Here is an 11,476-nt window from a genome sequence, read left to right on the forward strand (position 1 = left end):
GCCTGGATGAAGCCGCCATTTCCCCAAACCGGAGGACCGCATGCACCCACGGCGGCGGAATCCGGGGCAGCGGGCTTCAACTCAACACCGCCCCGGATTTCGCCCGTCCGGGACTACGTGCCTGTTAAGTTCCCATGGAGCGGGCTCCATCCAGGCTACAAACCAGACGCCCAGAACAGGATGCCGGTGAGCTTGCGAACCGCATCGATCCGGAAGCCGGTAAATGATGCGGTTCGTGCCTCACCGGCATCCTACACCCCCCAGAAGTGCAAGCGGAACGGCATCAGGACCCTGGGCGTTTACCGCACTGTCACCTCAGGCGTTGATGTAGTGCTGGCGGTCGCCGACCCAGCGCCGTACCAGCGGGGTGACCCGCTCCGGATAGCGCTCCAGGAGCAGCTGGGCGGCCTGCTGCACCTCCGCTAACAGGGGCTGATCACGCAGCAGATCGGCAATGCGGAACTGCATCTCGCCGGTCTGCCGGGTACCCAGCACCTCACCGGGTCCGCGCAGCTCCAGGTCCTTCTGGGCGATCTCGAAGCCGTCGGTGGAGGCGCGCATCACGCCGAGCCGCTGCTGGGCATTCTGTGACAGCGGCGGGTGGTACATCAGCACGCAGTGGCTCTCCACCGCGCCGCGGCCGACCCGGCCGCGCAGCTGATGCAGCTGGGCCAGGCCGAGCCGCTCGGGGTTCTCGATAATCATCAGGCTGGCATTCGGCACGTCCACCCCGACCTCGATCACCGTGGTGGCCACCAGCAGGTCCAGCCCGGCCTCCTTGAAGGCCGCCATTACCGCCTCCTTCTCGGCCGCCTTGAGCCGCCCGTGCACCAGGCCGATGCGCAGCTCCGGCAGCGCCTCCTGGAGCATGCGCGCCGCCTCCTCGGCCGCCTGGCACTGCAACGCCTCCGACTCCTCGATCAGGGTACAGACCCAGTAGGCCTGGCGCCCCGCCACACAGGCGCTGCGCACCCGCTCCACCACCTCGCCACGGCGGCTGTCCGGGATCGCCACCGTGGCCACCGGGGTGCGTCCCGGCGGCAGCTCGTCGATCACCGAGAGATCCAGATCGGCATAGGCGGTCATCGCCAGGGTACGGGGGATCGGCGTGGCGGTCATGATCAGTTGATGGGGCACCGCGCTGCCGCCGCCCTTCTCGCGCAATGCCATGCGCTGGTGCACGCCGAAGCGGTGCTGCTCATCGATAATCACCAGGCCCAGGGCCTGGAAATCGACATCCGCCTGGAACAGGGCATGGGTACCCACGACAATCGGAGTGCTCCCGGCGACCAGCCCCTCCAGCAGCTGCTCGCGTGCCTTGCCCTTGTGGCGGCCGGTGAGCCAGGCCACTCCCAGCCCCAGCGGTTCGAGCCACTGCCGCAGCACCCGCAGGTGCTGCTCCGCCAGCAGCTCGGTGGGCGCCATCAGCGCCACCTGGTGCCCCGCCTCCACCGCCTGCAGGGCGGCCAGCGCCGCCACCACGGTCTTGCCCGAGCCCACATCCCCCTGCACCAGGCGCAGCATCGGGTGGGTCTGCTCCAGGTCGCGGGCGATCTCCCGCAGCACCCGCCGCTGAGCCCCGGTCAGGGTGAAGCCTAGCCGTTCGAGAAAAGGCCGGGTCAGCCGCCGGGTGGCGGTCAGGGCCGGTGCCTGCTGACGTTTCTGACGCTGGCGGGTCGCCCGCAGGCTGAGCTGGTGCGCCATCAGCTCCTCGAAGGCGAGACGCTGCTGGGCGGGATGAGCGCCCGCCAGCAGCTGCGCCTGGGGGGCATCCGCCGGCGGCCGGTGCAGATAACCCAGGGCGGCGGCCAGATCGGGCAGGCGAAAGCGCTGCAGCAGCTCCTCCGGCAGCCACTCCGGCAGGGCGGCGGGATCGGCCTGCAGCAGGGCCAGCGCCCGCCCCGCCATGGCGCGCCAGCTCAACTGGTGCATCCCCTCGGTGGTGGGGTAGACCGGGGTCAGGCGCTCCTCCACCGCCGGACTCTCCCCTTCCGCGATAGGCTGATACTCGGGATGGACCATCTCATAGCCGGCGGGACCGGGGCGCACCTCGCCATAGCAGCGCAGCCGGCGGCCGCGGCTCAGCGCCGCCTGCTGGGCGGTGGAGAAATGAAAGAAGCGCAGGGTCAGGGCGCCGCTGCCGTCGGCCAGCCGGATCAACAGCGAGCGGCGACGGCCAAAGCGGATATCCGCCAGTTCGATCTCGCCCTCCACCACCACGCTGTCGCCGGGACGCAGCGAGCCGATCGGCACCACCCGGGTACGATCCTGATAGCGGAACGGCAGGTGAAAGAGGATGTCCTGAACGGTCCTGACGCCGATCCGGGCCAGTTTCTCGCTGTTGCGCGAACCGACCCCCTTGAGGGCGGTTACCGGCAGCTGGTCCAATCCTGAAACCCCAGCGTGATTGTTCAAAGCCCCCCCTTCCGGCATCCGTCGTATCCTTCTTGATGAATAGGGCCATAATGGCCAGCGGCCCATCCCTGTGCCACGCTTAGTGACAAGACCGGCAGGTAATCAATTGGGTGATAATATTACCAGATAAATCCACATGGAAAACCTAGAGAGAACAAATAGAGGAGACCGGCCATGTCCGTACTGTTGGAGTTTGCCATGTTCCCGACCGACAAGGGGGAGAGTGTGGGGGGCTATGTCAGCCAGGTAATCCGCATGATCCGTGACAGCGGCAGTGACTATCAGCTGACCCCCATGGGCACCATTATCGAGACCGACACCCTGCCCGAGGCGCTGGCCCTGGTGGAGGCGGCCTACCGGATACTGGAACAGGCCGGCTGCGCGAGGGTCTACTCCTCCCTGAAGCTTGATATCCGCCAGGGCAGCGGCAACCGCATGCAGGGCAAGGTGGATTCGGTGCGCGAGAAGATCGGCGAGGTGCGCAGTTAACCCGTTCTTTTCATAAAACTCTCGCCAAGACGCCAAGGGCGCAAAGAAAACAACGATCTATTGCCTGCGTACGTCGGCAGATCACTGTCGCATATATGCTGCGGTTATTTTGGTCACCTTTGCGCCTCTGCGAGCATAATCAGGCTAACTGCTGTCAGCGGAGAGATCCATGATCCATCAAGCAATACTGCAGATTCAGTGCAACGGCAGGGGCACCTACAACATCACCCGGGAGGTGGAGCAGGTGGTGAGTGATTCCGGCATCAGTACCGGCCTGTGCCATGTCTATACCCACCATACCAGCGCCTCGCTCACCCTGTGCGAGAACGCCGATCCGGCCGTACACCGGGATCTGGAGCAATTCATGGCGCGACTGGTGCCGGATGGCGACCCGGCCTACGAACACACGCAGGAGGGGCCCGATGACATGCCGGCCCATATCCGTTCGATCCTGACCAACATGGACCTGACCCTGCCGGTCACCACCGGGCACTGTGCCCGGGGCACTTGGCAGGGGATCTATCTGTGGGAACATCGTACCGCGCCGCAGCGCCGCCAGATCACGGTCACGGTGCAGGGGGAGTAGCAGCGGCGGACGCTATGCCTCTTCAGCCGCCGGACGCAAGCACCATCACGGCATCCATCTCCACCCCGGCATCCTTGGGCAACCGGGCCACGCCGATGGCCGCCCGCGCCGGGTAGGGCTGGGCGAAGTACTCCGCCATCACGCTGTTCACCAGGGGGAAGTGCACCAGGTCGGTAAGAAAGATATTCAGCTTGACTACATCCCGGAGTTCACCGCCGGCCGCCCGAGCCACCGCCTGCAGATTATCGAAGACGCGACGGATCTGCGCCTCCATATCGCCCGTCACCATCTCCATGGTCTCCGGCACCAGGGGAATCTGCCCGGAGAGATAGACCGTGGTCCCGACCTTGACCGCCTGGGAATAGGTCCCGATCGCCTGCGGCGCCAGGTCTGTTCGAATGATCTCTTTTTCCATTGCTGTTTGCTCTCTGTCTATTCAACCGACGCGGTGAATCCGCAGCACCGTCTTCAACTGGCGCAGACGGCGCATGATGTTGGCCAGGTGGATGCGGCTATCCACCGCCACCACGAAATGGAGCGTGGAGGTGAGACCGTCCCGCTCCTCCATATTGACGTTCTTGATGTTGGAGCCCATCTCCGAGATGGCCGAGGCCACGGACGCCAGGGCGCCCCGTTTGTTGCCCACATCCACCTTGATCTCGGTGGTGAAATCGCCCACCGGCTCCTTCTCCCAGCTCACATCCAGCCAGCTGTCGCTCTTGCGGAAATCGCCGAGATTGCGGCACTCATGCCGGTGCACCACGATACCCTTGCCGGGATTGAAAATGGCGACGATCTCGTCCCCCGGCAACGGCCGGCAGCACTTGGCGAACCGCACCACCATGCCTTCGGTGCCGCTAATCGCCAGCGGTGCCGAACCGGCCTGGGGCGGCATCTCTTCCCGGGGGATTTCGCTGTCGGAATCGGTCAGCCGGCGCGCCACCAACAGCGGCATGCGGTTACCCAGGCCGATCTCCTCCAGCAACGCCTCCTTGCTGGTCAGGTGGAAATCCTCCAGCAACCGCTCCAATCGGGCATCGGAAATCTGATCGATATTCAGGTCGTGCTGCGCCAGATCCTTGTTCACCAGCCGCCGCCCCAGGGTGACCGCCTCCTGATGGCGCAGATTCTTCAGATAGCCGCGGATATTGGCCCGTGCCTTGCCCGTCACCACGAAGTTGAGCCAGGCGGCACTGGGGTTGGCTGAGTCGGAGGTGATGATCTCCACCGTCTGGCCGCTGTAGAGCCGGGTACGCAGCGGCACCATGTGCCGGTCGACCCGGGCCGCCACCGTGTGGTTACCCACGTCGGAGTGCACCGCGTAGGCGAAATCGATCACCGTGGCCCCCTTGGCCAGCACCATGATCTTACCGCGCGGGGTGAAGACGTAGACCTCGTCCGGGAACAGGTCCACCTTCACATGTTCCAGGAACTCCATGGAGTTGCCCGCGTCCTTCTGCAACTCCAGCAGATTCTTCAGCCAACTGGAGGCATCGGCGTGGGCCTTGCCGCTCTGGTTGTCGCTGGACTTGTAGAGCCAGTGCGCGGCGATGCCCGATTCCGCCATACGGTCCATCTCCACGGTGCGGATCTGGATCTCGATCGGCAGGCCGTGGGGCCCGAACAGCAGGGTGTGCAGCGACTGATAACCGTTCGCCTTGGGGATGGCGATGTAGTCCTTGAAGCGTCCGGGGACCGGCTTGTAGAGGTTGTGCACCACGCCCAGCACCCGGTAGCAGGTGTCCAGGCGGTCGACGATGATACGGAAGGCGTAGACGTCCACCACTTCGGAGAAGGAGAGCTTTTTATCGCGCATCTTGGTGTAGATGCTGTAGAGGTGCTTCTCCCGGCCGCGCACCACGCCGACGATCCCCTCCTGCTCCAGGCGGCCGGCCAGCGCGGTATCGATATTGGCCATCACCTCCTTGCGATTACCCCGGGCGGCGCGTACCGCCTCTTTCAGGGCGCGGTAGCGCATCGGCCAGTAGGCCGCGAAGCAGAGCTCCTCCAACTCGGTGCGCAACCGGTAGATACCCAGCCGATGAGCGATCGGGGCATAGATCTCCAGGGTCTCGCGGGCGATCCGCCGGCACTTCTCCGGGCGCATCACCTCCAGGGTCCGCATGTTGTGCAGCCGGTCGGCCAGCTTGATCAGGATAATGCGGATATCCTGGGTCATGGCCAGCAGCATCTTGCGGAAACTGGCGGCCTGGGCCTCGGCCTTGGAGGGGAAATCGATCTGGTTGAGCTTGCTGACGCCGTCCACCAGGGCGGCCACCTCTTCCCCAAATTCGGCCACCAGCTGGGTCATGGTGACCGGGGTGTCCTCCAGCACATCATGCATGATGGCGGCCATAAGACAGCGGTGGTCGAGGCGGATATCGGCCAGGATCCGGGCCACGGCCAGGGGGTGGTAGATGTAGGGCTCGCCACTGAGTCGCTTCTGCCCCTCGTGTGCCTCGGCGCTGAAGACATAGGCACGGTAGACCTCGCGGATCTGCTCGACACTCAGATAGGATTCGAGATAGACGCAGAGATCGCTGATCAGGAAGCGGGGTTTGTTATTCGATTCGGAAGGTTGGAGACTGGCCGGACTGCTCATACGATGCACCGGTCGAAGGCTGCACCATAGACCCATGCAGCCTCGGCAAGAGGGCTGATAAGTTCAATTGAGCGGCCTCGGGTACCCATTCCTTATCTGGCAAAGGTCTGCTCTTCCACCATGTCATCCGAACCGAAGTTATCTTCCAGGGCGCTCATGTCCACTTCCGATTGGGATTTGGGGGCCACCAGGCGGTCGTCCACCAGGCCGGCGGCGATCTCGCGCAGGGCCACGACGGTCGCCTTGTCATTCTCCCAGGCCAGCAGCGGCGCCACACCATGGCTCAACTGGCGTGCACGCTTGGTCGCCAACAACACCAGATCAAAACGGTTATCCACATGCTCAAGGCAATCTTCAACAGTAACGCGGGCCATGTTCAATACACTCCGAAGGTCCGATCCCCGGATACGCTGTCCACGGGGAAGAAAATAATTCAATCACACCAGCCGTCACGACCGGAACATTTAATAGTATAACAATGCCCGCGCGCGCACCAGCCAGCCGGAGCAGCAATTCCAAGTATGGCTTTCAATAGCCGTTTAGTTATCCCGGCCCCGACTGGCAAGGAACCCCGGATGGACAGGGATCCACACAGATGGGAGATCAGTATTCTGAATCCGTGTTTATCTGTGTGAATTCGTGGTTCTCCAGGGTCCCGCCAAATTTAGCATTGCTGTAGTCGGAACGGTGATTCAGGCCAGTAGCGAGCGCAGCCGCTCCTGCAGCCGCTGCGCCTGTACCGACTGGCGCAGCCGCTGCGCGGTGATGATCGCACGCAGCTCCCCCAGGGCCTGGTCGAACAGGTCGTTGACCACGATGTAGTCGTATTCGGGGTAGTGGGACATCTCTTGCCGCGCCTCGCCCAGGCGCCGCTGAATCACCGTCTCGCTGTCCTGCCCGCGGCTACCCAGCCGCTGGCGCAGCGCCTCTGGCGTGGGCGGGAGGATGAACACCGAGACCGCCGCCGGGAAACGCTCCCGCACCTGCCGCGCGCCCTGCCAGTCGATCTCCAGGATCACGTCATTGCCGCGCTCCATCTGCTCGCGGATACCGGCCTCGGAGGTACCGTAAAAATTGCCGAACACCTCCGCATGCTCCAGAAACGCACCCGCCTCGATCATCCGGCTAAAGGCATCGCTATCCACGAAATGGTAGTCCACGGCATCGCTCTCGCCCGGTCTTTTCGGTCGGGTGGTGTGGGAGATGGAGACCCGCACACGCTCCTCGGTCTCCACCAGCGCCTTCAGCAGGCTGGTCTTGCCCGCCCCCGACGGGGCGGACACTATAAACAGGGTACCTGTAGTCATGTTGTTTCCGCTTTTCCTTCCGTTCTCTGACGGTACATGGCGCGTCGCGACTCCCCGCTCCGCCCTCCCTCCGGGTGAGCGACGGGCATGGTAACGCCCTGTACCTATTCTATATTCTGGATCTGCTCGCGCATCTGTTCGATCAGCACCTTCAGCTCCACCGACACCCGGGTCATCTCCACGTCATTGGATTTGGAGCCCAGGGTGTTGGCCTCCCGGTTCAGCTCCTGCATCAGGAAATCCAGCCGTCGTCCCACCGGCTCGTCCCGGGCGAGTACCGCCTCCACCTCGTCCAGATGGGTCTGCAACCGGTCCATCTCTTCATCCACATCGAGCCGCTGGGTCAGCAGTACCATCTCCTGTTCGATGCGCCCCTCATCCAGCTCGGCCGTCAGTTCGGCCAGCCGGGCGCGCAGCCGGTCACGCAGCGATACCAGTAGTTGCGGCATCAGCTGCTTCACCTTGGTCACCTCTTCGCGCATCGCCCCGCAACGCTGGGTGATCAGCTCCGCCAGACGGCCGCCCTCGCGCCGGCGTGATTCAATCAGGCCATCCAGGGTCTCATCCAGCAGCTGCGCCGCCTTTTGATGCACCGGGGTCAGATCCACCTCCTCGGTCTCCAGCACCCCGGGCCAGCGCAGGATATCCATGGCCCGCGGCGGCACCGACTCATGCAGCAGATGCCCGACTTCACCGGCCGCATCGATGATCTGCTGGGCGAAGCGTTGATTCACCGCCACCCCGGCGGTGGCGCTTTTCGATGGCACGAAACGGAACAGACAATCCACCTTGCCACGCCCCAGCCGGGCGGCAACCCGTTCCCTGACCAGCGGCTCCAGGGCACGCAACTCTTCCGGCAGCCGCACAAACAGCTCCAGGTAGCGGTGATTGACCGAGCGTAGTTCGCATACCAGTTCACCCAGCTCGTCGCGGCTCTCTCTTCTTGAAAATGAGGTCATACTGCAGATCATGTGCGCACCTGTTATTTATACTTGGAAGAGTACTGCGTATCATCATGACAACGCAGGCAGTGATCTACCCGCCGATCGACCGGGCCGCCGAGATCCTGGCGGCCGTTGACAGTGTCTAGCAGCCTGTCGGGCTTGACCGATCGTAGCGAGGGAAAGCCGGTTTGAGCCAGATTTTTCGATCTTTCGAGGCGAATAGTGGACCTATTTAACGAGAAAGATCGGGAAATATGGCCAAACCCGGCTTTTCCGCAGTAGATCTGCGTTAAGTCCGACAGGCTGCGAGGTGTATCATAATGCGCATTCGTACAGAGTGCATCCGGAGCCGACTATTTCTTCACCCACGGAACAGACCAGGGACAGCCTACCATCCGGCACCGTCATTGACTGTTACTCGATCATCAAACTGATCGGGAGCGGAGGCTTCAGCCTGATTTATCTGGCCGAGGACGAGGACACCCAGGACCATGTGGTGATCAAGGAGTACCTGCCGAAGAAGCTGGCGGTGCGGGACCCGGCCGGCCGGGTGCAGGTGAGCGGCGAGAAACAGTGCGACGCCTTCCACAACGGCCGCAAGCTGTTCTACCTGGAGGCCAAGGCGCTGGCCACCCTGCGCCACCCCAATATCGTCAATGTCCGCACCTTCTTCCTGGCCAACAACACCGCCTACCTGGTGATGGACTATGAGCATGGCAAAAACCTGGGCAGCTATGTCAAAAAGCGCAACGGCGGACTCAGCACCACCTTTCTGCTGACGGTCTTCCCGGCGGTGCTGGACGCCCTGAACTTGATCCACTCCGAGGGACAGCTGCACCTGGACATCAAACCCAGTAATATCCACCTGCGGCCGGGCGGCAATCCCCTGCTGCTGGACTTTGGCGCGGTGCACCAGTTCGCCACCACGCGCCGCCGGCAATCCTCCCAGGTGGTGACACCCGGGTTCGCCCCGGTCGAGCAGTACTACGCCTCCGGTTACGTGGGACCGTGGAGCGACGTCTACGCCATCGGCGCCACCATGCGCTCCTGCATCGAGGGAAAACCGCCGCCCTCCGCCATCGAACGGCATGCGCAGGATTCCATGAAGCCGATCGCCAGCCTGTACCGGAAACAGTACCCCGCCTACCTGCTGGATGTGATCGACTGGGCGATGGAGGTGGACCCCCTGCTGAGGCCCCAGAATGCCGGCATCATGCTGGAGGCGCTGACCCAGGAACGGGGGCGCCCGGCAAACAACCGCCAGACACCGCCTGCGACAACCGACGATCTGTTCAAGGAGAGCCCCCCTGAATGAGCATACAACCCGGTGAATTTGCCTTCAGTAGCCTGATAGGCGACCGCAAGATCAATCAGGACCGCTGTATCCGGGTGACCGACGGTGACAGCATCCTGCTGGGCCTGGGTGACGGCATGGGAGGCCATCCACGGGGCGAGGCGGCGGCGCAGGTGTTGATCGATACCTGCCAGAGCTATTTCAACCGGATCCCCCATCCGATCCTCAATCCCAGCAGCTTCCTCACCCGCCTGCTGCATAAGGCGCATGAAAATATCGTTGCCTTCGGTTATGAACAGCAGCCGGCCATCGATCCGCGGACCACGGCGGTGGCCTGCCTGGTGCAGAAGAGCGTGGCCCACTGGGCACACGCGGGCGACAGCCGGCTCTATCTGCTGCGTGAGCGCCGGGTGCTCTCCAAGACCATCGACCACTCCTATGTTGAACGGCTGAAACAGCAGGGGGTGATCACCGCCAAACAGCAGAAGAACCACCCCCAGCGCAACTATGTCACCCGCTGCCTGGGCGGCGCGCTGGCCTCCCCGGACATCACCCTGGGCAAACACAAGCTGGAGGCCGGGGATATCCTGCTGCTGTGCAGCGACGGACTCTGGGGGAGCATCAGCGAAGAGGATCTGCTGACCACCCTGTTCAGTACCCTGCCGCTGTCGGAGGCGATTCACAAGCTGGCCGAACAGGCGGCCCACAACGCCTTTCCGGACAGTGATAACATCACCCTGCTCGCCCTGCGGATGCAGCAGGGGGACCAAGACAAGCTGGACAAGACCCGGGACGAACAAGCGGAGCCCGCGGAGGAGAGCAACCTGGCCCAGGCCATTGCCGAGCTGCAGAACGCCATCAACAATTTTGAAACAGAAATCAAGCAGGAGAAAGAATGAGACCGAGTGGCCGTACACCCGAGCAGATGCGCCCTGTCCGCATCACCCGACACTTCACCAAGCATGCGGAGGGGTCGGTACTGATCTCGTTCGGCGATACCCAGGTCATCTGCACCGCCTCGGTCGAGGAGCGCGTACCGCCCTTCCTCAAGGGCAGTGGCCAGGGCTGGGTGACCGCCGAATACGGCATGTTGCCCCGCTCCACCGACAGCCGTATGGCACGGGAGGCGAGCCGGGGCAAACAGGGGGGCCGTACCCTGGAGATCCAGCGGCTGATCGGCCGCAGCCTGCGCGCGGTAACCGACCTCCAGGCCCTGGGCGAACGCACCATCACCCTGGACTGCGATGTCATCCAGGCGGACGGCGGCACCCGCACGGCCTCCATCTCGGGTGCCTACGTGGCGCTGTGCGATGCCGTCGGCAAGCTGCGGGAGACCGGCAAACTCGCCCGCGATCCGCTACACGGCCAGCTCGCCTCGGTCTCGGTCGGCATCTACCGGGGGGTACCGGTACTGGACCTCGATTATGCCGAGGACTCCCAGGCCGAGACCGACATGAACGTGGTGATGAACGACGCCGGGGCCTTTATCGAGGTCCAGGGGACGGCGGAAGGACACGCCTTTCACCTGCAGGAGCTGAATGCCATGCTGGCACTGGCGGATGGCGGCATCCGCGAGATCATGGCGCTGCAGCGGCAGGCGCTGGAGGGATAGCGCATCGGGCGGTGGATTCATTCATAGGGTGAGGAGTGGTACAAGCTCAAGTTCGTAGCTCAGTTCCAGACACCGGGCGGGCCACCCCCTTGCCGGTACACGCTGTGAATACGTCCCTGTACGCTCGGCGTCGGCATCCCTGCCTCCGACGGTCCCGACAAGGGGGTGGCCCGCCCTGAACGATGCTTTTTGAACTCCGAACCTTGAGTTGTTAAAACAAGTTTGGG

At 63.4% G+C, this 11,476-nt stretch carries 11 protein-coding genes; 5 read left to right on the top strand and 6 right to left on the bottom strand.

Annotated elements, in window-relative coordinates; genetic code table 11:
- Positions 1 to 315 precede the first annotated feature (315 nt).
- Positions 316 to 2,433 (bottom strand): ATP-dependent DNA helicase RecG, encoded by a 2,118-nt coding sequence (gene recG, locus O9K64_RS12295; protein WP_420493168.1) that lies wholly within the window; start codon positions 2,431 to 2,433, stop codon positions 316 to 318.
- Positions 2,434 to 2,589: 156 nt separating this feature from the next.
- On the opposite strand from recG, the gene O9K64_RS12300 reads away from it, so the two are divergent.
- On the top strand, positions 2,590 to 2,904 hold the full coding sequence (locus O9K64_RS12300; RefSeq protein WP_275098368.1) for an MTH1187 family thiamine-binding protein: 315 nt from the start codon (positions 2,590 to 2,592) through the stop codon (positions 2,902 to 2,904).
- Positions 2,905 to 3,073: 169 nt separating this feature from the next.
- Positions 3,074 to 3,490 (top strand): secondary thiamine-phosphate synthase enzyme YjbQ, encoded by a 417-nt coding sequence (locus O9K64_RS12305; RefSeq protein WP_275098369.1) that lies wholly within the window; start codon positions 3,074 to 3,076, stop codon positions 3,488 to 3,490.
- A gap of 22 nt (positions 3,491 to 3,512) precedes the next feature.
- Here O9K64_RS12305 and O9K64_RS12310 read toward each other — a convergent pair whose 3' ends face one another.
- From O9K64_RS12310 to O9K64_RS12330, 5 genes are all read right to left on the bottom strand, one after another.
- A complete protein-coding gene (locus O9K64_RS12310; RefSeq protein ID WP_275098370.1) occupies positions 3,513 to 3,905 on the bottom strand; it encodes a RidA family protein in 393 nt (130 codons plus the stop codon).
- 21 nt (positions 3,906 to 3,926) lie between these two features.
- Entirely contained in the window at positions 3,927 to 6,092 is a 2,166-nt protein-coding gene (spoT, locus tag O9K64_RS12315) for a bifunctional GTP diphosphokinase/guanosine-3',5'-bis pyrophosphate 3'-pyrophosphohydrolase (RefSeq protein ID WP_275098371.1), read from the bottom strand.
- Between the two features lie 92 nt (positions 6,093 to 6,184).
- Positions 6,185 to 6,466 (bottom strand): DNA-directed RNA polymerase subunit omega, encoded by a 282-nt coding sequence (gene rpoZ / locus O9K64_RS12320; protein WP_275098372.1) that lies wholly within the window; start codon positions 6,464 to 6,466, stop codon positions 6,185 to 6,187.
- A gap of 318 nt (positions 6,467 to 6,784) precedes the next feature.
- Positions 6,785 to 7,399, bottom strand: a complete 615-nt coding sequence (gene gmk / locus O9K64_RS12325; protein WP_275098373.1) for a guanylate kinase — start codon at positions 7,397 to 7,399, stop codon at positions 6,785 to 6,787.
- Between the two features lie 104 nt (positions 7,400 to 7,503).
- Positions 7,504 to 8,358 carry a YicC/YloC family endoribonuclease gene (locus tag O9K64_RS12330; RefSeq protein ID WP_275098374.1) on the bottom strand — a complete coding sequence of 285 codons (855 nt, stop codon included), beginning with the start codon at positions 8,356 to 8,358 and terminating at the stop codon, positions 7,504 to 7,506.
- A 322-nt stretch (positions 8,359 to 8,680) separates the two neighbouring features.
- Here O9K64_RS12330 and O9K64_RS12335 point away from each other — a divergent pair, with 322 nt between their 5' ends.
- The 3 genes from O9K64_RS12335 to rph are packed head-to-tail and all read left to right on the top strand — an operon-like array spanning position 8,681 to position 11,249.
- Positions 8,681 to 9,658: a serine/threonine protein kinase gene (locus tag O9K64_RS12335; protein ID WP_275098375.1), complete on the top strand. Its 978-nt coding sequence runs from the start codon at positions 8,681 to 8,683 to the stop codon at positions 9,656 to 9,658.
- A complete protein-coding gene (locus O9K64_RS12340) occupies positions 9,655 to 10,536 on the top strand; it encodes a PP2C family protein-serine/threonine phosphatase (RefSeq protein ID WP_275098376.1) in 882 nt (293 codons plus the stop codon). The genes O9K64_RS12335 and O9K64_RS12340 overlap by 4 nt, the downstream gene beginning before the upstream one ends.
- Positions 10,533 to 11,249 carry a ribonuclease PH gene (rph, locus tag O9K64_RS12345; protein ID WP_275098377.1) on the top strand — a complete coding sequence of 239 codons (717 nt, stop codon included), beginning with the start codon at positions 10,533 to 10,535 and terminating at the stop codon, positions 11,247 to 11,249. Before O9K64_RS12340 ends, rph begins: the two co-directional genes overlap by 4 nt.
- Positions 11,250 to 11,476 lie beyond the last annotated feature (227 nt).

Origin of the sequence: Sedimenticola hydrogenitrophicus, assembly GCF_029017505.1 — a bacterium.
Lineage (GTDB): Bacteria > Pseudomonadota > Gammaproteobacteria > Chromatiales > Chromatiaceae > Sedimenticola > Sedimenticola hydrogenitrophicus_A.